The following is a 23,377-nucleotide window of genomic DNA, read 5'->3' on the forward strand; positions in this document are numbered from 1 at the left end:
TAATGGTCACGTTCAGTGCTGGAGAGGGTCGACAATCACCGTGCAGGTGATCCCCGCCGCCAACAACACGCCTTCGGGCACTTCATCGATATGAATCCGCACCGGCACGCGCTGGGCCAGGCGCACCCAGTTGAAGGTCGGGTTCACATCGGCGATCAACTCGCGACTCTCCGGGTTGTCGCGGTCGTAGATGCCGCGCGAGATGCTTTCTACGTGGCCCTTCAACGTCTCGCCGCTCATCAGTTGCATATCGGCTTTGTCACCGACTTTCACGTGGGGCAGCTTGGTTTCTTCGAAGAAGCCGTAGACCCAGAACGAATTCATATCGACCACGGCCATCTTCGCTTCGCCGATGCGCGCGTAGTCGCCGCGATGCACATTGAGGTTGGTGACGTAACCGTCGACGGCCGCCACCACTTGCGTGCGCTTCAAGTTCAGTTCGGCGGCTTCCAGTTGCGCCAGCGCATGCTGGTAGTCGGCCAGGGCCGAGTCGGCGATGTTGCTGGCGTCGTCGCGGTTTTCCTTGGAGATCACCAGGGCGTCAAGGTCGGCACGGCGGTGAGCGTTGACCTTGCGCATTTCCCAGGTGGCTTTGCGGGACGCCACCAGGGACTGCGCCTGCTTGACGGCGATGCGGTAGTGCTCGGGGTCGATCTGCATCAGCAGGTCGCCCTTTTTCACCAACTGGTTGTCGCGCACCGGCACGTCGACCACTTCGCCGGTGACGTCGGCCGCGACGTTGATGATGTCGGCGCGCACACGGCCGTCGCGGGTCCAGGGTGTCTCCATGTAATGCACCCACAGCGTGCGGCCAATCCAGATTGCCAAAGCCAGTACCAGCAAGGTCGCAAGCAGGCTGAAAAACTTTTTCATCGGGGCATTCTCAACGGTAGACGGTCAGCGCCAGGGCGCCGAACAGGCAAACGAACAGGCTCAGGCGCAGCAACGCCGGGTGCCAGAAAAAACGGTACAGGTCGAACCCGGCCAGGAAGCGATCAAGCGCCCAGGCCAGGCCCGCCGCGATCAAGAACATCAGGGTCATGGTCGGCATATAGACGCCGTGGAAGGCGATTTCACGAGGCATGCGGGGATCCTTTGAGGGCCGCCAACGGCGATTGCGGGTCCAGCAACGAGGTGCGGATAAAGTGCAGGTAGCTCTTCACCCGGCGCAGGGCGGATGTGTCGAAGTGCGGGGCGAAGGGTTCGTCGGTGGCCTGTACACGGCTGATCGCGTGGTCGACGGCAATCAGCCCGCGCTCCAGGTTGCTCGCGCTGGGTTGCAGGAACAGTCGCACCAGCGAGCGCCCCATTACCCGGATCGCCTGGCGCCACGGCTGGGATTCGGCATAGGCCGGGTGCACCGGCAGGATCGCCTGTTCCTTGCGCAACTCGATGATCGCGTGGCCGACTTCCAGCACCACGAACATCCAGCGCAGCAAATCGCGCTGCACCTGCGGCTGGCCGACGGCGAGGCCGTAGGCCTGGTGAAGCAGGTCGCGGGTACGGCTTTCGAAACTCGACGCCAGGCCCTTGAGCTTGCCGCTGATCGCATACACCACTTGCTCGCGCAGGTCCTGCTCCAGGCGGCGCCACAGCCAGCGGCTGTTGGGCGGCAGGATGATCGCCCCCGCCGCCGCGCACACCAGCATGCCGAGGATCATGGCGATGTAGTCATTGATAAAGCTGTAGGGGTTGTAGACCGTGAGGTTATCCGGCACCGAACCGGTGCTGAAAAAGATCAGCAGGCCCACCCCCACCCCGGCGTATTGCGGGCGTGAAGCGAGGAAGGCGCCGAGGATGATCACCGGCGCGAGCATCACGCACAGCAACGGGAAGCCATCGATCCAGGGGAACACGAAGAACATTTCGACAAAGCCGACCAGCGCGCCGATGAACGTGCCGCAGGCCATCTGGAACGCCATGCGCTTGGGGTTGGGCGTGGCGGCGGACAGGCCGACGGTGGCGGCGGCGATCATGGTCATGGTGGCGCCGCTGGGCCAGGCGGTGGCAACCCAGTAACTGCCGAGCACGATCAGGATGAACGATGCGCGAATGCCCGAGGCGGCGCAGGCCAGCCAGTTGGTTTTCGGGCTGAAGGTTTCGTCCCACTGTTCGCGCGCATGGCTGTGGTCGGCCAGGGAGGCGTGGGTCTGCGCGTAGTTGTGCAGGTCGTCGACAAAGCGGTAGAGCAGCTCGTAGGCGGTGTGGAAATCCAGCTGCTCGGCCTCGCTCGGGTGCCCCTCCTGGAAGATCGCGCGCAGGCTGCGCACCTTGGCGGGCAGGCCATCCTTGTAGGCGCTCAGCTGGTTGACCAGGCGCGCGGCGTCGGGGCTGGTCAGGGCACGCCCGGAGAAACCGTCGAGCACTTCGGCAAGGTCCTGCAACCCCGGCTTGATCGCCGCGACAACGTGATCGGCAGCGTCGGCGCGCAGGCGTTCGAGCAACTGGTGCAAGGCATTGAAGCGCGTGGTGATGCTCATGAACTCGCTGTTGAGACGACTGAGCCGGCCGTTGCGTCGACGCATGTGCGGGTCTTCGAATACGGTGAGGCTGCGCAACCCTTCCAGGCCCACGGCTTCGGCGATAAAGCGCACATTGGTGGCCTCGAACCCTTCACGCTGGCTGCGCCCGCGCAGGCCGTCGGTGACGAACAGCGCGAACACGCCGAAGCGTTGGTACAACGCATTGCGCATCGCGGCGCTGGAGGTCTGCGGCAGGATCGCGGCGCTGACCAGCGTGGAACAGAGAATCCCCAAGGAGATTTCCAACACCCGCCATACCGCCGCCATAAAGGCGCCATCGGGATGGGCCAGGGCCGGCAGGCCGACCATCGCCGCTGTATAGCCCGCGAGCACAAACCCGTAGGCGCGAAAGTTGCGATTGCGTGTCGCGCCAGCGGTGCAAATGCCGACCCAGATCGCCAGCGCCCCCAGGAACAACTCGGTGTTCTGCGCAAACAACGCAATCAACAACACCATCACCGCCGACCCCGCGAGGGTGCCGAGGAAGCGATAGAAGCTCTTGGCGAACACCTGCCCGCTCTGCGGTTGCATCACGATAAACACGGTGATCATCGCGGTGCGCGGTTGCGGCAGTTCCAGACGCATGGCCAGCCACAGCGTGAGGAAGGCAGCGATCAGTACCTTGAAGATGTACACCCAAGTCACGCCATCACTGCGTGCCCAGTCGAAAAAGCCACGGCGCCACTCAAGGGAGTGCAACCAGCGCAGCGGTGCAGGCAAGGGAGTCATGAACGCCTACTCAGTGATCAAACACGGCAAGCGCCGCAGGGGTTTTGCTCGGGAGGGTCCTGGTGTCCTGCGGAACGTCGTCGCCGGCTCTGACGCCGCCGCCCAGGGCGGTCACCAGTTCGGCATGCGCGCTCAAGCGGGCCGCCTGCACTTGCTGCTCGACTTGCTGCTGGCGGAACAACAGGGTCTGGGCGTTCAGCACATTGAGGTAGTCGGTAAGGCCACGCTGGTAGGCGATCATCGCGATGTCGTAGGTTTTCTGCGCCGAGGCCACCGACTGCGCGGCAAAACCCGCCTGCTTGTCCATGGATTCGCGGCGGATCAACTGGTCGCTGATGCCCTTGAGCGCATTGACCAGGGTCTGGTTGTAGCGCGCCACGGCAATGTCATAGCCGGCGCTGGCCTCGCCCAACTCTGCCCGCAGGCGGCCGCCATCGAAAATGGGCAAGGTGATCGCCGGGCCGACGTTGTAATTGAATTTCTTGCCGGCGAGAAAGCCCAGCAGGCCACCGCCGGTGGCCATGTAGCCGAGGCTGCCGACCAGGTCGACATTGGGATAGAAACCGGCATGCGCCACATCGATGCCACGGGCTTGCGCCGCGACCTGCCAACGGCTGGCGACCACGTCGGGACGCTGGCCAAGCAGTTGCACCGGCAGGCTCGATGGCAACTTCAGGGGTGCCGCAAGGGACAACGTGGGGCGTTGCAACTGCGCGCCCTCCCCCGGCCCCTTGCCCGCCAACGCGGCCAACTGGTTACGGCTCAGGGCGATTTCTTCGTCCAGCGCATCCAATTGACGGTGGGTTTCCGGCAGCGGGGTTTCGGCCTGGCTGACATCGAAATGGGTGCCGATCCCGGCGTTCAGGCGCTTATTGGCCAGGTCGAGAATCTGCTGTTGCTGGGCCAACGTCGCCGCGACGATATCGCGGTTGGCGTAGTGCAACGACAGCTGGATATAGGCGCGTACCACGTTGTTCTGCAATTCCAGCTGAGCCTGGCGGGCTTCCGCCGCGCTCATGTGCGCCAGGTCGACGGCACGTTCGGTGGCATTGCTTTCACGGCCCCACAGGTCGAGTGCATAGCTGAAGCCCAGGGACGTATTGTTGTCCCAGGTGTTGGAACCGCTCAATGCACCCGGGCCGTAGAACTGATCGTTCGGCCAGTTGTGGCGTTTGAGGGTGGTGTCACTGTTGATCTGCAACGACTCGGCCGACTCGGCAATCCCGGCCATGGCCCGCGCTTCGCGCACCCGAGCAGCGGCGATGGCCATGCTTGGGCTGTCACGCGTAGCGAGGTCGACCCAGCGGTTCAATTGCGGGTCGCCGTAGGCTTGCCACCATTGGGCGGTGGGCCAGTGGGCGTCGCGGGCGGCGCTCTGGATCGCCTCGTCGGTGGCCAATTGATTGGCGTCGAGGGCCTGGCCTTGGGGGGCGATTCCTCCGGTTCCGATGCAGCCGCTGATTGCTAACGATAAGGCGCAAACACTGAGAGCCTTCAGCTCCCTGTAAATGAGAGTCTTCAGCTCTCTGCTGATGCGACGCGGCACGGCGAACGAATTCCTGAGGTGGGTGTTGCGGGGAAGGTGGCGCAATTCTAGGCGGCCAGGGGAATGGCGATAAGCTGGTATTCCTGTGAATCTTTGTTACCGTTCAGGCGATAATCCGTTGGTAGGGATCACTGGACGGCGTAACTTTCTGTCACAATTTGTTATCTCCCCTGAGAACACTCCATGGACACTTTGCAAAACATGCGCGCTTTCAGTTGCGTGGCCGAAGCCGGCAGCTTCACCGCCGCCGCCGCCCAACTGGACACCACCACTGCCAACGTCTCGCGCGCAGTCTCCAACCTGGAGGCCCATCTGCAAACCCGCTTGCTCAACCGCACCACCCGACGCATCGCACTGACAGAAGCCGGCAAACGTTATTTGCTGCGCTGCGAACAGATCCTGGCCTATGTCGAGGAGGCCGAGGCCGAGGCCAGTGACGCCCATGCACGCCCGGCCGGGCAGTTGAAAGTGCATACCATGACCGGTATCGGCCAGCATTTCGTCATCGATGCGATTGCGCGCTACCGCCGTACTCATCCCGACGTGACCTTCGACCTGACCCTGGCCAACCGCGTGCCAGACCTGCTCGACGAGGGCTACGACGTGTCCATCGTGCTGGCCAGCGAGCTGCCGGATTCGGGTTTCGTGTCCCAGCGCCTGGGCATTACCTACAGCATCGCCTGTGCCTCGCCGGATTACGTCAAGGCCAAGGGCTGCGCGCAACGCCCCCATGACTTGCTCAACCACGCGTGCCTGCGCCTGGTCAGCCCGGTGATCCAACTGGACAAATGGACCTTCAACGGCCCCGAAGGCCAGGAAAGCGTAGCGATCAACACCTCGCCGTTCCTGGTGAACTCGGCCGACGCGATGAAAACCGCGATCACCAGCGGCATGGGCGTCGGCCTGCTGCCGGTGTACGCCGCCATCGAAGGCTTGCGCAACGGCACGCTGGTGCGGGTCATGCCCAACTACCGGTCCCAGGAATTGAACCTGTACGCCATCTACCCGTCGCGCCAGTACCTGGATGCGAAGATCAAGACGTGGGTGGAATACCTGCGCGGCTCGCTGCCGGAGATTCTGGCGGCGCACCAGGCGGAGCTGGTGGCGTATGAGGTGAGCGGCAGCCTGGGCAGCGTGCGGATGGCGAACTGATATTAAACGACCCCACTTGTGTAGTGAGCGGGTTGGTGTGGCGAGCGGGCTTGCCATAATGCCGTTCAGTTAAGCGTACATCGCCTTCTGTAGGAGCGAGCTTGCTCGCGAAAAACGTCAACGATCACGCGTGTTTCCTGAATCAACGCGGCGCCTGTGAGTTCTTCGCGAGCAAGCTCGCTCCTACAAAAAAGCCTTAACTGAACGGCATTAGGGCTTGCCACAACAGCCCGCTCGCCACAGGCGTTGCTGTGCGGCAGCGCTGAGTCGGAGATTCAGCGGGATCTCCCACAGCGGTGCATGTCCTGACAATCGTAACCAGGAATGTTAGCGTGCTTGGCATTCTTCCGTAGTCGATGAGCCCGCCTGCAATGAAAAAGACTGTCCTCGCCTTCAGCCGTATCACCCCGCCCATGATCGAACGCCTGCAACAGGATTTCGAGGTGATCGCGCCCAACCCCAAGCTGGGTGACATCAATGCACAGTTCAACGAAGCCCTGCCCCATGCCCATGGCCTGATCGGCGTGGGCCGCAAGCTGGGCCGCGAACAGCTCGAAGGGGCGAGCAGGCTGGAAGTGGTCTCCAGCGTGTCGGTGGGCTACGACAACTATGATGTGGCGTACTTCAACGAGCGCGGGATCATGCTCACCAACACCCCTGACGTACTTACCGAAAGCACCGCCGACCTGGCCTTCGCCCTGCTGATGAGCAGCGCGCGCCGCGTGGCCGAACTGGATGCGTGGACCAAGGCCGGCCAGTGGAAAGCCAGTGTTGGCGCACCGCTGTTTGGCTGCGATGTGCATGGCAAGACCCTCGGCATCGTCGGCATGGGCAATATCGGCGCGGCCGTGGCCCGTCGCGGGCGCCTGGGGTTCAACATGCCGATCCTGTACAGCGGCAACAGCCGCAAGACCGCGTTGGAACAGGAACTGGGCGCACAGTTTCGCAGCCTGGACCAATTGCTGGCCGAGGCGGATTTCGTCTGCCTGGTCGTGCCGTTGAGCGACAAGACCCGTCACCTGATCAGCACCCGCGAACTGGGGCTGATGAAATCCAGCGCCATCCTGATCAACATTTCACGTGGCCCGGTGGTGGATGAACCGGCACTGATCCAGGCCCTGCAAAACCACACCATTCGCGGTGCCGGCCTGGATGTGTACGAGAAAGAACCGCTGAGCGAATCGCCGCTGTTTCAACTGAGCAACGCGGTGACCCTGCCGCATATCGGCTCGGCCACCGACGAAACCCGCGAAGCCATGGCCAACCGCGCGCTGGACAACCTGCGCGCCGCCCTGCTGGGCCAACGCCCGCAGGACCTGGTTAACCCACACGTCTGGAAAGGCTGACAGGAATCCGATGTGGGCGGGGGGCTTACCTAACGCCAGTCAGTTAAGGCTTTTTTTGTAGGAGCGAGCTTGCTCGCGAAAAACTCACAGGCGCCGCGTTCATTCAGGAAGCACGCGTTATCGTTGAGGTTTTTCGCGAGCAAGCTCGCTCCTACAGAAAGCAATGTACGCTTGACTGACTGACTTTAGGGTTGATCCGCCCACATGGATTCACCCCAGCACAAAATCCGGTTAAAGCCTGGCCCGCCCAAGTCGATAACCCTCAATAGAAGTTCGTCATCCTTGATTCACAGAAGGTTTTTATGTCCACCACTAAAGCCCGCGCAGACTCACTCTCGCTTCTGCTCTTTACCTTGCGTAGCGGCAAGCTGATGGCTATCAACCTGCTGAAAGTCAGTGAAATCATCCCCTGCCCGCCGCTGACCAAGCTGCCGGAGTCCCACCCCCATGTGAAGGGTATCGCCACCTTGCGCGGGGCCTCGCTGTCGGTGATCGACCTGAGCCGTGCCCTGGGGGAAATGCCCCTGGCCGACCCGGACGGTGGTTGCCTGATCGTTACTGACGTCAGCCGCTCCAAACAGGGCCTGCATGTGCAGGCGGTAAGCAAGATCGTGCATTGCCTGACCACCGATATCCGCCCGCCACCCTACGGTTCGGGCGGCAACCGCTCGTTTATCACCGGGGTCACGCAGGTGGAAGGCGGGCTGGTGCAGGTGCTGGACATCGAAAAAGTCATCCACGCCATCGCGCCGGCGCCGATTGAAGTGGCACCGACCGACTTGACCATGGAAGAGGCCGAAGTGCTCGGCAACGCGCGGATTCTGGTGGTCGATGACAGCCAAGTGGCATTGCAACAATCGGTGCACACCCTGCGCAACCTCGGCCTGACCTGCCATACCGCACGCAGTGCCAAGGAAGCCATCGACGTGTTGCTGGAGCTGCAAGGCACGGTCGAACAGATCAATGTGGTGGTCTCGGACATCGAGATGTCCGAGATGGACGGCTACGCCCTCACCCGCACGTTGCGCGAAACCCCGGACTTCCAGGACCTCTATGTGCTGTTGCACACCTCCCTGGACAGTGCGATGAACAGCGAAAAAGCCCGCCTGGCCGGAGCCAACGCAGTGCTGACCAAATTCTCCTCGCCGGAACTGACCAAGTGCCTGGTCGTCGCCGCCAAGGCCGTGGCCGAAAAAGGCCTGTAGGCGGTGGCCGAGTATTTCCAACTGCTGCGCCGCGACCTCACCGGCAGCCTGCCCGCGCCGCAATGGCCGGCCGGGACGGTGTTGGATCATTATCGCGACGACCTGGCCCCGGCCATTCATGCGGTATTGCGCATGACCCAGGACCAGGGCGGTGGCCGCGTCGCCCAGCTGGAAACCTGGCGGCACCAATTCATTACCGATGCCGAATTCGACCCCACGCTCTGCCTGGTCGCCAGTAACGGCGAAGGCGTTCTCGGCGTGGCCCAATGCTGGACCAGCGCCTTCATCAAGAACCTTTCAGTTCACCCTTGCGCCCAGGGCCAAGGGCTGGGCCGGGCCCTGTTGCTGCATGCCTTCCAAGTGTTCAAGCAGCGCGGTGAACCCTATGTGGATCTCAAGGTACTGGAAAGCAACCTGCGCGCGCGCAAGCTGTATGAAAGTACGGGCATGGTCTTCGTACTGTGGGATGTGGTCGTCGAGGACTGACAGAGGCTGGCGCATAACTTGCTTCCAGAGTCATTGAATGGTGGAAAGAGGTCATAACCCGTCGCCGTTCGAGCGTGCCTTCTGACCTTGCCTGGTGACAGTTCCGCCATGAACACTCATTTTTCCTGCGTCGGTTGCGGCAAATGCTGCACCGACCACCATGTCCCCCTGACCCTCGAAGAAGCCCGACAGTGGGCGGCTGACGGCGGTAATGTCATCGTTCTGGTAGAGGGTTTTCTCGGCAATGGCCTGGGCCTGCCCCAGCCACAACGTGAACACGCAGAACGCCGATCAGTGGTGGTGCCCAGCGGCAATACCGAAGCGTTCGTGGCCATCACATTTGCCGCCTACAACGCTGGACGCTGCCGGAATCTTGACGAAGACAACCTGTGTCGCATCTATGAGCGCCGGCCACTGGTGTGCCGCATCTACCCGATGGAGATCAACCCGCATATCCCGCTGAACCCGGCTGCCAAGGATTGCCCGCCGGAATCCTGGGAACAGGGCCCGGCGCTGATCGTCGGCGGTGAGTTGATGGACCTGGAACTGGCGGAACTGATCCGCCGCTCGCGCCAGGCCGACCGTGACGATGTGCAGACCAAGGAGGCGGTGTGCGCCTTGCTGGGTATTCGGACCACGGCGCTCAAGGGCGATGGGTTTACCGCATACCTGCCGGACATGGGCGCGTTTGCCCAGGCGATCGAGCGGGCGGCGGACCAGCCGAGCGTGGCCAATGAGTGGGTGTTTCATGTGTCGGGGATGGACATCGCCGAACAGCTGCTCGACGCCGGGGCGCAGATTGCCACCGAGGTGCCGGCCAATTATGCGTTCATCCCGTTACGAGCGGCTTAGCCTTTCAGGCCCGCTCACGATAGCGGGCGACATTCCCAGCGCATGTTCCGCGCAATTATTAGCCATCACGGCGAGGGGAATGGGGCGTCCAGGCGGTAAGGCTGGATGATCCGCTGGTATTCGCCGTTGTGCATCAGTTGCTCCAACGCGCCGTTAAGCTCATTGCGCAACGCGGTGTCAGGCTTGCGCACGGCGATCGCCACACCGCTGCCCAGCAATTCCCCGGAAACCGCGGGCCCGAGGAAATCGAAATCCTGGCCCTCGGCGCTGTCGAGCAAGGCTTCGCGAATTTCCACGGTGCCTTGCAGCGTGGCATCGATATCGCCTGCCACCAGGCTGCGTACCAGCTCATCATTGCGCCAGAAGCCCTTGACGATAACGCCTTTCGGCGCCCACTGCGCCAGGGCAAAGGCTTCGCGGTTGCTCCCCACCAATACGCCGACACACTTGCCTTTCAAGGACCGCACGCTGGGCAGCAGGCCCGATGATTTTCGGGCCACCAGGCGTGTGGTGAACGGATAGAGGTCTTCGGTGAAGTTCGCCCATTGCCGCCGCTTCGACGTCTGGGCTATGCCCATGATCGCATCGAATTGGTGGGCATCCAGGGCCGGAAAGTTCTCCACAAGCACCTGGTCGACCCAGGTACAGCGCACATTCAGTTGCAGGCATAAAGCGTTGCCCAGTTCGATATTCAGCCCGACCAGTTGGCCTTGCTGATTGCGGCTTTGGAACGGGGGAAATTGTGCGGCGACGGCGAAGCGAATTTCATGACGGGGTGGGTCACCCGCCGCTGCCGTGCAGAACACCACACTCAACAGCCATAAGGTATGCGCCACACAGCGGTGTATCAGGGTCACGGGGACGTCCTTTTCCGGAAAACCAGCCTCACCACGCCCCGCCCCCCGGTAAAAGCCGACCGGGGTGGAGCAAATGTCGTGCAAGCTTTCAAGAAATAGACGCGGACCTACAAGCAGAAATATCAGCACGCGCTGTAGGCAATAGTCGACACAGCGTGCGACTTGTTAGTCTCAGCGTTTACCCATTGAACGACGCGTCCCCGGTGGCGCCATGCCCGGCGACTTGGTGTGGCCGTTCTTGGCGCCGTTCTTGTACCAAGGCTGGGCCGCATTTTTCGCCCCGGCCAGTTCACCCGGCTTGAACGGAAACTTGAACGCCGGGATCTCGGTCTTCTCAACGCTTTCGGCGCTGGCCGGATCGACGATGTCGGCCGCTTCAACAGGGGGTTGTGTCGGGGAATTCATGGAAGCTCCGGAGCGTGCAAAAAATGATGCGGGGCCGACTTGCGGGCCACACTGGCGCGCAGTATACCTGCGCCCTTCGGATCTTTAACCACCACCTGTACGAATGGTCGGAGTTTACTGACAGCGCTGTCAGTTAGCAGTCACCTTGCTGACCGGGTTGGCGCGCTATAAAGCCCCTACACTCTTCCCACTCTTTGCCCTGGCGCGCCACTCCATGCAAATTCAACGTAAAACTGCCCTGATCGTCGGTGTCCTGGTGGTGCTGGCCATTGCCGCCTGGGCCCTGGGCCGGCCGGCCAAGACCAGGCTGGCTGCGCCAACGGCGATCCCGGTGCGGGTGGTGAAGGTGGTGCAACAGGACGTCCCGCGCTTTGTCAGTGGGATCGGCACGGTATTGTCATTGCACAGTGTGGTGATCCGTCCCCAGGTCGACGGCATCCTCACCCAATTACTGGTCAAGGAAGGCCAACGGGTGAAGGCCGGTGATCTGCTCGCCACCATTGATGACCGCTCGATCCGTGCCAGCCTCGACCAGGCCAAGGCGCAGTTGGGGGAAAACCAGGCGCAACTGCAAGTGGCGCTGATCAACCTCAAGCGCTACAAGGAACTGAGCATCGACGACGGCGTGTCCAAGCAGACCTACGACCAGCAACAAGCCCTGGTCAACCAGCTCAAGGCCACCGCGCAGGGAAACCAGGCTGCAATTGACGCGGCGAAAGTTCAGCTTTCCTACACCCAGATCCGCTCGCCAGTCAGCGGTCGCGTGGGTATCCGCACGGTAGATGAAGGTAACTTCCTGCGCACAAGCGATGCCCAGGGCTTGTTCTCGGTCACTCAGATCGACCCGATCGCCGTCGAGTTTTCCCTGCCGCAACAGATGCTGCCCACCCTGCAAGGCCTGATCGCCGCGCCGACCCAGGCCAGCGTCGACGCCTACCTGGGCGCCGACACCGACGGCCAGACCGGCGACCTGCTCGGCGAAGGCCACTTGAGCCTGATCGACAACCAGATCAGCTCCACCACCGGCACCCTGCGGGCCAAGGCCGAGTTCAACAACCCCTCGCAACGCTTGTGGCCCGGGCAACTGGTGACCATCAAGATCCAGACCGCCCTCGACAAGAACGCGCTGGTGGTGCCACCCACCGTGGTGCAACGCGGCCTGGACTCGCACTTCGTGTACCGGGTCAACGGCGACAAGGTCGAGATCGTGCCGGTGCAAGTGACCTACCAGAACAGCGACGTCAACCTCATCACGGGCGTGCAGGCCGGTGATGTGCTGGTCAGTGATGGCCAGTCGCGCCTCAAGGCCGGCGCCCAGGTGGAGGTGCTCAAAGACCCGCCACAAACGATCCAGACCGTCGACGCCAAGGTGCAGCCATGAACGGCAGCCGTTCACCTTCGGCCTGGTGCGTCGACCACCCCGTCGCCACCCTGCTGCTGACGTTTGCCCTGGTGCTGCTTGGGATCATTGCCTTCCCGCGCCTGGCCATCGCGCCGTTGCCGGAAGCGGAATTTCCGACGATCCAAGTCACCGCGCAACTGCCCGGCGCCAGCCCGGACACCATGGCCTCGTCCGTGGCCACGCCCTTGGAGGTGCAATTCAGCGCCATCCCCGGCATGACCCAGATGACCTCCAGCAGTGCCCTGGGCTCCAGCCTCCTGACCCTGCAATTCACCCTCAACAAGAGCATCGACACCGCCGCCCAGGAAGTGCAGGCGGCGATCAATACCGCGTCCGGCAAACTGCCCAGCGATATGCCGAGCCTGCCGACCTGGAAAAAGGTCAACCCGGCCGACAGCCCGGTGCTGATCCTCAGCGTCAGCTCCGACAGCATGCCCAGCACCGAGCTGAGCGACTACGTGGAAACCCTGCTGGCGCGCCAGATCAGCCAGATCGACGGCGTCGGCCAGATCAACATCACCGGCCAACAACGTCCGGCAATTCGCGTGCAGGCCTCACCGGATAAACTGGCCGCGATTGGCCTGACCCTGGCCGACATCCGCGTGGCCATCCAGCAATCGAGCCTGAACCTGGCCAAAGGCGCGATCTACGGGAAAAACAGCGTGTCGACCCTGTCGGCCAACGACCAGTTGTTCCACCCCGAGGACTACGCCCAACTGATCGTGTCCTACAAGGACGGCGCGCCGGTACAACTGCGCGATATCGCCAAAGTCATCAACGGTTCGGAAAACGCCTACGTGCAGGCCTGGTCCGGCGACACGCCGGGGGTCAACCTGGTGATCTCGCGCCAGCCTGGCGCGAATATCGTCGAGACCGTCGACCGCATCCAATCGGAACTGCCGCGCCTGCAAGCCATGTTGCCGGCATCCGTGCAGGTCAGTGTATTGAGCGACCGCACCAAGACCATCCGTGCGTCCTTGCATGAGGTGGAAGTCACCCTGCTGATCGCCATCTTGCTGGTGGTGGCGGTGATGGCGCTGTTCCTGCGCCAGTTGTCCGCCACAATGATTGTGTCCAGCGTGCTCGGCGTGTCGCTGGTCGCCAGTTTTGCCTTGATGTACCTGATGGGCTTCAGCCTGAACAACCTGACCCTGGTGGCGATCGTGATCGCCGTGGGCTTTGTGGTGGACGATGCCATCGTGGTGGTGGAAAACATTCACCGCCACCTCGAAGCCGGGCTGGACAAGCGCGAAGCAGCGATCAAGGGTGCCGGCGAGATTGGCTTTACCGTGGTGTCCATCAGCTTCTCGCTGGTGGCGGCGTTTATCCCGCTGCTGTTCATGGGCGGCGTGGTCGGACGGTTGTTCAAGGAGTTCGCGCTGACGGCGACCTCGACCATCCTGATTTCGGTGGTGGTCTCGTTGACGCTGGCGCCTACCCTGGCGGCGCTGTTCATGCGCGCCCCAACCCATCCTGCCCACGACAAACCCAGCTTCAGTGAACGCCTGCTGGCCGGCTATGCACGCACCCTGCGCCGCGCCCTGGCCCATCAACGCACGATGGGCGTCATTTTCGTGGTGACCCTGGCCCTGGCCGTGGTCGGCTATGTGTTTATTCCCAAGGGCTTCTTTCCGGTGCAAGACACCGGCTTCGTGCTCGGCACCAGCGAAGCGGCAGCCGACGTGTCGTACCCGGACATGGTCGCCAAGCACAAGGCCCTGGCCGAGATCGTCAAGGATGACCCGGCGGTCGAGGCGTTTTCCCACTCGGTGGGGGTGACCGGCAGCAACCAGACCATTGCCAACGGGCGGTTCTGGATCGCCTTGAAAGACCGCGGTGATCGCGATGTGTCCGCCAGCCAGTTCATCGACCGCATCCGCCCGAAACTGGCCAAGGTGCCCGGCATCGTGCTGTACCTGCGCGCCGGCCAGGACATCAACCTCAGCTCCGGCCCGAGCCGCGCCCAATACCAGTACGTGCTCAAGAGCAACGACGGCCCGACGCTGAATACCTGGACCCAACGCCTCACCGAAAAACTGCGCGCCAACCCGGCGTTTCGCGACCTGTCCAACGACCTGCAACTGGGTGGCAGCATTACCCACATCAGCATCGACCGTCAGGCCGCCGCACGGTTCGGACTGACCGCCACCGATGTCGACCAGGCGCTGTACGACGCCTTCGGCCAACGTCAGATCAAAGAGTTCCAGACCGAGATCAACCAGTACCAGGTGGTGCTGGAGTTGGACACCCAGCAACGCGCTAAGGCCGAAAGCCTGAACTACTTCTACCTGCGCTCGCCGCTGACCAATGAGATGGTGCCGTTGGCGGCGGTGGCCAAGGTCGACCCGCCGACCGTAGGGCCCTTGTCCATCAGCCACGACGGCATGTTCCCGGCCGCCAACCTGTCGTTCAACCTCGCCCCCGGCGTGGCGCTGGGGGATGCGGTGATCATGCTCAACCAGGCCAAGAATGAAATCGGCATGCCGGCCACCATCATTGGTAACTTCCAGGGCGCGGCCCAGGCGTTCCAGAGTTCGCTGGCCAGCCAACCGTGGCTGATCCTGGCGGCACTGGTGGCGGTCTACATCATTCTCGGCGTGCTGTACGAGAGCTTCGTGCATCCGCTGACGATTATCTCGACCTTGCCGTCGGCGGGGTTGGGCGCACTGATCATGCTGTCGCTGATGGGCCAGGACTTTTCGATCATGGCCCTGATCGGCCTGGTACTGCTGATCGGGATCGTGAAGAAGAACGGCATCCTGATGATCGACTTCGCCCTGGAAGCCCAGCGCGTACGCGGGCTATCGCCAGAGGAGGCGATCTATGAAGCCTGCGTCACACGGTTCCGGCCCATCATCATGACCACCCTCGCCGCCCTGCTCGGCGCCGTGCCGTTGATGCTCGGTGCCGGCCCTGGCGCGGAAATGCGCCAACCGCTGGGCATCGCGGTGGTCGGCGGGTTGCTGGTGAGCCAGGCGCTGACGTTGTTCACCACACCGGTCATATACTTGTACCTCGAAAAGTTTTTCCACCGGCCCAAACCAGCTGCCGAGCTGGCGACCACACACTGAGGCCAAGGCACCGCCCTGGAGCAAAAGGCTCATGCGCGTATTGATTGTTGAAGATGAAGAAAAAACCGCCGACTACCTGCACCGCGGCCTGACGGAGCAAGGCTACACCGTCGACGTGGCACGCGAAGGCGTCGAGGGTTTGCACCTGGCGCTGGAAAACGATTACGCGGTGATCGTGCTCGACGTGATGCTGCCTGGCCTCGACGGCTTTGGCGTGTTGCGGGCGTTGCGCGCGCGCAAGCAGACACCGGTGATCATGCTGACCGCCCGTGAACGCGTGGAAGACCGTATCCGCGGGCTACGCGAAGGTGCCGACGATTACCTCGGCAAACCGTTTTCATTCCTCGAACTGGTGGCGCGCCTGCAAGCCCTGACCCGCCGCAGCGGCGGCCACGAGCCGGTGCAAGTGACGGTCGCCGACCTGTGGATCGACCTGATCAGCCGCAAGGCCAGCCGCAACGGCGTGCGCCTGGACCTGACCGCCAAGGAGTTCTCGCTGCTCAGTGTGTTAGCGCGGCGCCAGGGCGAGATCCTCTCCAAGACATCGATTGCAGAAATGGTCTGGGACATCAATTTCGACAGCGACGCCAACGTGGTGGAAGTGGCGATCAAGCGCCTGCGCGCCAAACTCGACGGGCCGTTCGAACACAAGCTGCTGCACACCATTCGCGGCATGGGCTATGTGCTGGAGAATCGCAGTGTCGGCTAACTCCATTGCCCTGCGTCTGAGCAGCCTGTTCACCCTCGTGGCGGCGCTGATCTTCCTGTTGATCGGCGGCGCGCTGTATCAGCAGGTGGACCGCAGCCTGGGCCTGCTACCCGGGGCGGAGCTGGACGCGCGCTACAGCGTGTTGGAATCCTCTGTGAACCGCTTCGGTACACCGGACCATTGGGCGAAGATTCAAGCCAAGCTCAAATTATTGGGTGAGGAAGACAAACGTATCCGTTTTTGGGTCGTCAGCAGCGATCCGAACTACGAGTATGGCAACCCCGATGCGCTGATCCGCGCCTTCGCCGAAGGCCCGACGGGTAAGCGCGATCTGCGCCTGCCGGGGCGCGAATACCCGTTCAAGGTACTGGTGAGCCAGTTCCCGGCCAAGGACCAACGCCCGCCGCTGCGTTTCATGATCGCCATCGACACCGATAACTTCCGTGCCACCCAGCACCATCTGCTGGTGGCGTTGGTGAGCCTGGCACTGGTCGGCGTGGTACTGGCGTCGCTGCTGGGGTTCTGGGTGTCGCGCATTGGCCTCAAGCCGCTGAGCAAACTCTCGGATGAAGCACAGAAGCTGGCACCGCCGAAGCTCTCCGGGCGCCTGCAACTGTCGCCGCTGCCGCCGGAACTGAGTCAGTTCGTCAACTCGTTCAACGCCACCCTCGACCGCGTAGAGCAAGCGTACTCACGCTTGGAGTCGTTCAACGCCGACGTTGCCCACGAGCTGCGTTCGCCGTTGACCAACCTGATCGGCCAGACCCAGGTTGCCCTGACACGCGGACGTTCGGCCGAACATTATTTCGAGGTACTGCAATCCAACCTCGAAGAATTGGAACGCCTGCGTTCGATCATCAACGACATGCTGTTCCTCGCCAGCGCCGACCAGGGCAGCAAGGCCACCAAGCTGATTGAAAGCTCATTGGCCGACGAGGTTGCCACCACCCTCGACTACCTGGACTTCATCCTCGAAGACGCTCAGGTCCAGGTGCAGGTCCACGGCGACGCCCAGGTGCAGATCGAAAAAGCCCACCTGCGCCGAGCGCTGATCAACCTGCTGAGCAATGCAGTGCAGCACACCGCGCCTGGGCAGGTGATCGACGTGAACATCGAAGTGCTGGAACATCAGGTGACGATCGGCGTGACCAACCCCGGCGAAGTGATTGCCAGCGAACACCTGCCACGGCTGTTCGAACGCTTCTATCGGGTGGACGCGTCGCGCAGCAACAGCGGGGCGAATCACGGGTTGGGCCTGGCCATCGTCAAGGCGATTGCGCTGATGCATGGCGGCGATGTGTTCGTACGCAGCGAGCCCGGTGGCAATACCTTTGGCATCACCCTGCCAATCTAAATCTTGAAAACACCTCGGTCACATGTGGGAGGGGGCTTGCCCTAATGCCAGTCAGTCAAGGAGGAACACTGTAACTGTGGCATTAGGGCAAGCCCGCTCGCCACAGGTGACTGTTTGCTCGTTCTATCTTTTAACTGACAAGTATTAGGGCTTGGCCCTCACTACTACTGTTGCGATTTCGGCAACAGTCATTATCTTGTTACACTCTGTATCGTACCGCTCGCCTGCGTTAATTTGACGCATCGATGAGCGCGACGGCAAAGACAGCTGACCCGCTTACCCGAATTTCCCTCGACATATTTCCAGGGCTCTACACTGGGAATCTGTCTTAAAGCCGCTGACTTCAGCGGCTTTTTTTTGCCGTAAAAAAAGGCCAGGCACACCCCCACGACATTGGCCGTTTCCGATTGACCCAAGGAGCTCCACCGGTGAAGAACTCGCTGACGTTCACCCCGTTATTTCTCGCGATTACCGCAACGATCGTCCCTCTTGCCCATGCAGCAGACGCGCCTCCCGCCGACGGTTTTGTCGAAGGCGCCCACCTCAATATCAACACCCGCAACTACTACATGAACCGCGACCGTCGCGATATTCATACCGATGACAGCAAGGAGTGGGGCCAGGGCTTTCTCGGCACCTTCGAATCCGGCTACACCCAGGGCACCGTTGGTTTCGGCCTGGACGCCCACGCCATGCTCGGCCTCAAGCTCGACGGGGGTGGCGGCACCGACGGTTCCAGCATCCTTCCGTATGGCAGCGGCAACGGCAAGGCACCCGGCTCGTTCTCCACGGCGGGCGGTACCTTGAAGATACGGGCGTTCGACACCGAGGTGAAAGCGGGCGACCTGTTCCTCAACAACCCGGTGATTGCCGGCGGCATGACCCGCATGCTGCCGCAGACCTTCCGTGGCGTGAGCCTGGTCAACCACAGCTTCGACGGCTGGATGCTCGAAGGCGGCCAGGCCAGTTTCACCAAGCTCTACAACCAGAGCGGCCATCAGCGCATCGGCACCAGCTACGGCGCACTGCCGGACCATGCCGACAACCAGCACCTGGATTGGGCCGGTGTGTCGTTCAGCGCCATCCCGGGTCTGACCAGCAATCTCTACGCCTCTGAACTCAAGGACGTGTGGCACCAGTACTACTACGACCTGGACTACACCTACGCGCTGAACGAGCAGGTCAGCCTCAACCCGGGTCTGCACTATTACCACACCCAGGACACCGGCCAGTCGCTGCTCGGTGCCATCGACAACAACACCTACAGCCTGCATTTCACCGTGGGCGTGGGCAACCACAGCGTCACCGCCGCCTACCAGCGGGTCAACGGCAACACGCCGTTCGACTACATCACCCAGGGCGACAGCGTGTACCTGGACAACTCCCAGCAGTACTCGGACTTCAACGGCCCCAACGAACGCTCGTGGAAGCTCAAGTACGCCTATGACTTCGTCGGCCTCGGCATGCCGGGCCTGACCTCGGCGGTGTCCTACATCAGCGGCAAGACCGACCTGACCAAGGTCGACCCGCAAAGTCGTGGCTACAGCGCCTGGTACAGCGCAGACGGCAAAGACGCCAGGCACTGGGAACGGGATGTCGACCTGAAGTATGTGGTGCAAGGCGGCAAGGCCAAGGACCTGGCGGTGCGCCTGCAATGGGCGACCAACCGTGGCGGCCGGGGTTACTCGGCGGTAGATCGGGATGTGGATGAGTACCGGGTGATCGTCGACTATCCGATCAACGTGTTTTGACGCGCACAGTTTCTTTTTAACCAAGTATTTAATTTTCATCGGGTAGAACTAAACTGCCAGCATCGTCACCGCTGAAGTCTGCCCGATGAGCCCACGCCCTACTCGCACCTCACCTGCACACCCCGAACTATTGCTGATGCTGGGCAGCGGCCTCACCGTCGTCCTGATTGTGATCATCGTCGCCGCACTGTTGATCCGCGAACACGCCAGCACCTTGCAGGCGGCCAAGCGTTCAACCACCAACATTGCCCAACTGATCAATGCCGATGTACTGCGAAACGTCGAGTTGTACGACCTGGCCCTCAAGGGACTGATTACCGCCACGCAACGTGAGGACCTGTCACAGGTTGCCGCGAATATCCGCCACCTGGTGCAGTTTGACTTGTCCATGGCGGCACCTTTCAAGGGTGAGGTGCTGTTGTTGGATGCCACCGGAGCGGTGATCGCCGACTCCTCGACCCTGCAGCCCACTCCGCGCAATTTTGCCAATCGTGATTATTTCCAGGTGCATGCCAAGGACGCCCAGGCGGGCTTGTTTATCAGCCGACCGTTCAAGATCCATTGCGACTGCGACCAGGTCTGGCGCATCGCATTCAGCCGGCGCGTGTCGGGGCCCAATGGTGAGTTCGCCGGCGTCGCGGTCGCCACCATGCGCCTGGCGTATTTCGACCAGTTGTTCAGCACCCTGACGATCGGCAACGGCAGCAGCGTCAACCTGCTGAACAACAAAGGCATCCTGCTGGCCCAGCAACCTTTGCTTGAACGCGACATGATCGACAAAGACCTGAGCGAGCGACCGAACTTCAAACGCATGCTGCGCGATGGAAGCGGCAGCTTCCAGGCCATCTCCGCCATCAGCGGCAAGGAGCGCCTGTACACATTCACCAATGTCGGCGAACTGCCGCTGATCGTGGTGGTGGCGCTCCCCAGTGAAGACGTATTTGCCCCCTGGAAACGTGTCGCGCTGCTCACCAGCGGCGCCACGGGCATCCTGTGTATCGGCCTGTTGTGGCTCACCTGGATGCTGCGCCGGGAACTGCGCCGGCGCTATCGTGCGGAGAGAGTGCTGTCAGAACAAGCAGCCACCGATGCCCTGACGGGCCTGCCCAACCGCCGCGTCCTTGACGAGCGCCTGCGTCTGGAATGGGATCGCGCCCAACGCTCCACAGAACCGCTGACACTGCTGATGATCGACGTGGACCACTTCAAGGCGTTCAACGACCGCCATGGCCACAGTGGCGGCGACGAAGCGTTGCGCACCGTGGCCCAGGTGATCGGCAACAATATCCGTCGCCCGGCTGACCTGGCGGCGCGCTATGGCGGGGAGGAATTCGCGGTGGTGCTGCCCGACACCGACGCCAAGGGCGCCTGGCTGATCGCCGAGCATATCCGCAGCAGCGTCGAGCACTTGCCACGGGTGGCGGAAGATGAACGGCCGATTACCGTCAGCATCGGCATGAGCACCTGGGACAAACGCAGCCGCATGTCATTGGAGGCGTTGATGCTGAGTGCGGACCAGGCGCTGTATGAAGCCAAGCACAGTGGCCGAAACTGCATTGTCGATGCCGCAACCTAGCCCCTGTAGGAGCGAGCTTGCTCGCGAAGAACGTCAACGATAACGCGGGCACCAGGTTTATTGCGGCGCACTCAGGTTTTTCGCGAGCAAGCTCGCTCCTACAGGGGGCGGCGCTGTTGCAACCGACATAAAAAAAGGCCACCCGAAGGCAGCCTTTCAAAACTAAAGAAAGAGAGTTGTTACTTACACCGCCGCAACGGGACGCATGTAAGAGATCGGTGCGGTGCTGGCATCTTCGAAGGTCACGACTTCCCAAGCGTCTGTCTGCTCAATCAACTTGCGCAGCAGCTGGTTGTTAAGGGCGTGGCCCGACTTGAAGCCTTTGAACTCGCCTATCAGGCTATTGCCCAGCAGGTAGAGGTCACCGATTGCATCGAGGATCTTGTGCTTCACGAATTCGTCTTCATAGCGAAGGCCGTCTTCGTTCAGTACACCATCCGCGTCGACCACAATGGCGTTTTCAACGCTGCCGCCGAGTGCGAGGTTGTGCTTGCGCAGGTACTCGATGTCACTCATGAAACCAAAGGTACGGGCGCGGCTGACTTCTTTTACGAACGAAGTGCTGGAAAAATCCACGCTTGCACTTTGGGTGCGGTCACGGAATACCGGGTGGTCGAAATCGATCTCAAAGCTCACTTTAAAGCCTTCGAACGGGACGAAGGTGGCGCGCTTGTCGCCGTCTTCTACTGTCACTTCCCGCAGAATGCGTATGAACTTCTTGGCTGCGTCCTGTTCTTCCAGGCCGGCAGATTGAATCAAGAATACGAAGGGTCCAGCGCTGCCATCCATGATCGGGACTTCGGACGCGGAGAGCTCGACGTAGGCGTTATCGATGCCCAAACCGGCCATGGCCGAGAGCAAGTGCTCCACCGTGTCCACTTTGACGTCACCGTTGACCAACGTGGTCGACATCGTGGTTTCGCCAACATTTTCCGCGCGAGCAGGAATCTGCACCACAGGGTCCAGGTCGGCACGCACAAACACGATGCCGGTGTCGACAGGTGCAGGCTTGAGGGTCAGGTATACCTTCTCCCCGGAGTGCAGACCTACACCTGTGGCACGAATAATATTCTTCAGGGTGCGTTGTTTAATCATGGCTTGGACCGCTTCAGCGCAAATTGCGAACTGGTATCAACAAAGGCTGGCGATAATAGCAGACCAGACCTTTGCTGAACACCAATCACCTTCATAGCCCTGATACATTCCATTAATCGGCCTGACGACGCAGGAAAGCCGGGATGTCCAGGTAGTCCAGGTCATCTTGCGGATTCGGGCTACGGGACGCCGCAGCACCGGCCTGAGCCTGGTTGCGCATCACGGTCGGACGATCCAGGTCACGGTAGTTCACCGACGGCAGTTCCTGGCGCGAAGGCGCTGGAGCGGCAGCCGACTGGCTGGCGTGGCTGGTATGAACGGTATTGTCGATGACCTTCACAGGCTTCTCGATTTTCGCGCCCAGGCCAGTTGCAACCACGGTCACGTGCAGTTCATCGCGCATGTCCGGATCGATAACGGTACCGACCTTGACCATTGCGTGCTCGGAAGCGAAGGCTTCGATGATGCTACCCACGTCGGAGTACTCACCCAGGGACAGGTCAGGACCGGCGGTGATGTTCACCAGGATGCCGCGTGCGCCTTGCAGGTTCACGTCTTCCAGCAGTGGGTTGCGGATGGCCGCTTCAGTGGCTTCGCGTGCACGGTTCGGACCGCTGGCGCAGCCAGTGCCCATCATCGCCATGCCCATTTCGCTCATGACAGTACGTACGTCGGCAAAGTCGACGTTGATCATGCCCGGGCGCTTGATGATGTCGGAAATACCGCGAACGGCACCGGCCAGTACATCGTCAGCCTTGGCAAACGCGGACAGCAGGCTCGCGTCCTTGCCCAGGATGGTCAGCAATTTCTCGTTGGGGATGGTGATCAACGAGTCAACGCTTTCAGACAGCAGACGGATACCTTCGTCGGCGATCTGCATGCGCTTGCGGCCTTCGAACGGGAACGGACGGGTCACGACGGCAACCGTCAGGATCCCCATTTCCTTGGCCACTTCGGCAATGATTGGCGCCGCACCGGTACCGGTACCGCCGCCCATGCCAGTGGTGATGAACACCATGTTGGTGCCTTGCAGCACTTCAGCAATACGCTCGCGGTCTTCCAGGGCGGCTTGACGGCCGACTTCCGGATTGGCGCCAGCGCCGAGGCCCTTGGTCACGGCTGTGCCCAATTGCAGGATGGTCCGCGCGCCGATGCTTTTCAGCGCCTGGGCATCAGTGTTGGCGCAGATGAATTCAACGCCTTCAATGTTGCTCTTGACCATATGGTTGACAGCGTTGCCGCCGCCACCGCCGACACCGATCACTTTGATGACCGGGCTGGCGGGGATGTTGTCTACGAGTTCGAACATGTTCCCTCTC

General features: G+C 61.7%; 19 protein-coding genes. 11 read left to right on the forward strand and 8 right to left on the reverse strand.

From position 1 onward, the window contains the following. Positions 1-12: 12 nt before the first annotated feature. The 4 genes from QU606_RS11170 to QU606_RS11185 are packed head-to-tail and all read right to left on the reverse strand — an operon-like array spanning position 13 to position 4,797. Positions 13-873: an HlyD family secretion protein gene (locus QU606_RS11170; protein ID WP_024073539.1), complete on the reverse strand. Its 861-nt coding sequence runs from the start codon at positions 871-873 to the stop codon at positions 13-15. Positions 874-883: 10 nt separating this feature from the next. Then, a complete protein-coding gene (locus QU606_RS11175; RefSeq protein WP_010565658.1) occupies positions 884-1,084 on the reverse strand; it encodes a DUF1656 domain-containing protein in 201 nt (66 codons plus the stop codon). Then, on the reverse strand, positions 1,074-3,251 hold the full coding sequence (locus tag QU606_RS11180; protein ID WP_069075291.1) for an FUSC family protein: 2,178 nt from the start codon (positions 3,249-3,251) through the stop codon (positions 1,074-1,076). Before QU606_RS11180 ends, QU606_RS11175 begins: the two co-directional genes overlap by 11 nt. A gap of 10 nt (positions 3,252-3,261) precedes the next feature. Beyond that, positions 3,262-4,797, reverse strand: coding sequence for an efflux transporter outer membrane subunit (locus QU606_RS11185; RefSeq protein ID WP_024073537.1), 1,536 nt, complete (start codon positions 4,795-4,797; stop codon positions 3,262-3,264). Between the two features lie 183 nt (positions 4,798-4,980). Between QU606_RS11185 and QU606_RS11190 the strand changes: the two genes are divergently transcribed. From QU606_RS11190 to QU606_RS11210, 5 genes are all read left to right on the forward strand, one after another. Then, complete coding sequence (locus QU606_RS11190) at positions 4,981-5,949, forward strand: LysR family transcriptional regulator (RefSeq protein ID WP_024073536.1); 969 nt, start codon at positions 4,981-4,983, stop codon at positions 5,947-5,949. A gap of 371 nt (positions 5,950-6,320) precedes the next feature. Then, the gene (locus tag QU606_RS11195; RefSeq protein WP_304998389.1) at positions 6,321-7,295 is read left to right on the forward strand and encodes a D-glycerate dehydrogenase; all 975 of its coding nucleotides are present in this window, start codon (positions 6,321-6,323) and stop codon (positions 7,293-7,295) included. A gap of 302 nt (positions 7,296-7,597) precedes the next feature. Further along, positions 7,598-8,500 (forward strand): chemotaxis protein CheV, encoded by a 903-nt coding sequence (locus QU606_RS11200; protein ID WP_024073534.1) that lies wholly within the window; start codon positions 7,598-7,600, stop codon positions 8,498-8,500. Between the two features lie 3 nt (positions 8,501-8,503). Beyond that, positions 8,504-8,986 (forward strand): N-acetyltransferase, encoded by a 483-nt coding sequence (locus tag QU606_RS11205; RefSeq protein WP_304998390.1) that lies wholly within the window; start codon positions 8,504-8,506, stop codon positions 8,984-8,986. Between the two features lie 108 nt (positions 8,987-9,094). Further along, positions 9,095-9,838 carry a YkgJ family cysteine cluster protein gene (locus QU606_RS11210; RefSeq protein ID WP_150056044.1) on the forward strand — a complete coding sequence of 248 codons (744 nt, stop codon included), beginning with the start codon at positions 9,095-9,097 and terminating at the stop codon, positions 9,836-9,838. A gap of 65 nt (positions 9,839-9,903) precedes the next feature. Here the strand turns inward: QU606_RS11210 and QU606_RS11215 are convergent, their stop codons facing one another. Together QU606_RS11215 and QU606_RS11220 are read right to left on the reverse strand one after the other, a co-directional pair. After that, on the reverse strand, positions 9,904-10,695 hold the full coding sequence (locus tag QU606_RS11215) for a transporter substrate-binding domain-containing protein (protein WP_081329151.1): 792 nt from the start codon (positions 10,693-10,695) through the stop codon (positions 9,904-9,906). A 171-nt stretch (positions 10,696-10,866) separates the two neighbouring features. Then, positions 10,867-11,100 carry a hypothetical protein gene (locus QU606_RS11220; protein WP_069075288.1) on the reverse strand — a complete coding sequence of 78 codons (234 nt, stop codon included), beginning with the start codon at positions 11,098-11,100 and terminating at the stop codon, positions 10,867-10,869. A gap of 214 nt (positions 11,101-11,314) precedes the next feature. Here QU606_RS11220 and QU606_RS11225 point away from each other — a divergent pair, with 214 nt between their 5' ends. The 6 genes from QU606_RS11225 to QU606_RS11250 all read left to right on the forward strand — a co-directional run bounded on the left by QU606_RS11225 (position 11,315) and on the right by QU606_RS11250 (position 20,963). Continuing rightward, positions 11,315-12,481, forward strand: coding sequence for an efflux RND transporter periplasmic adaptor subunit (locus tag QU606_RS11225; RefSeq protein WP_304998391.1), 1,167 nt, complete (start codon positions 11,315-11,317; stop codon positions 12,479-12,481). After that, positions 12,478-15,573, forward strand: a complete 3,096-nt coding sequence (locus tag QU606_RS11230; protein WP_304998392.1) for a multidrug efflux RND transporter permease subunit — start codon at positions 12,478-12,480, stop codon at positions 15,571-15,573. Before QU606_RS11225 ends, QU606_RS11230 begins: the two co-directional genes overlap by 4 nt. A gap of 31 nt (positions 15,574-15,604) precedes the next feature. Next, entirely contained in the window at positions 15,605-16,282 is a 678-nt protein-coding gene (locus tag QU606_RS11235; protein WP_024073527.1) for a heavy metal response regulator transcription factor, read from the forward strand. After that, a complete protein-coding gene (locus tag QU606_RS11240; RefSeq protein WP_069075286.1) occupies positions 16,272-17,636 on the forward strand; it encodes a heavy metal sensor histidine kinase in 1,365 nt (454 codons plus the stop codon). Before QU606_RS11235 ends, QU606_RS11240 begins: the two co-directional genes overlap by 11 nt. A gap of 428 nt (positions 17,637-18,064) precedes the next feature. Further along, positions 18,065-19,387, forward strand: a complete 1,323-nt coding sequence (locus tag QU606_RS11245) for an OprD family porin (RefSeq protein WP_069075285.1) — start codon at positions 18,065-18,067, stop codon at positions 19,385-19,387. Positions 19,388-19,472: 85 nt separating this feature from the next. Then, positions 19,473-20,963 (forward strand): sensor domain-containing diguanylate cyclase, encoded by a 1,491-nt coding sequence (locus QU606_RS11250; protein WP_304998393.1) that lies wholly within the window; start codon positions 19,473-19,475, stop codon positions 20,961-20,963. 183 nt (positions 20,964-21,146) lie between these two features. Here the strand turns inward: QU606_RS11250 and lpxC are convergent, their stop codons facing one another. Both lpxC and ftsZ read right to left on the reverse strand, forming a co-directional pair. Next, entirely contained in the window at positions 21,147-22,058 is a 912-nt protein-coding gene (gene lpxC / locus QU606_RS11255) for a UDP-3-O-acyl-N-acetylglucosamine deacetylase (RefSeq protein WP_003171886.1), read from the reverse strand. 112 nt (positions 22,059-22,170) lie between these two features. Next, on the reverse strand, positions 22,171-23,367 hold the full coding sequence (ftsZ, locus tag QU606_RS11260; protein ID WP_024073523.1) for a cell division protein FtsZ: 1,197 nt from the start codon (positions 23,365-23,367) through the stop codon (positions 22,171-22,173). Positions 23,368-23,377 lie beyond the last annotated feature (10 nt).

The sequence above is a fragment of the Pseudomonas sp. OVF7 genome, assembly GCF_030644265.1.
In the GTDB taxonomy this organism is placed as follows: domain Bacteria; phylum Pseudomonadota; class Gammaproteobacteria; order Pseudomonadales; family Pseudomonadaceae; genus Aquipseudomonas; species Aquipseudomonas gorinensis.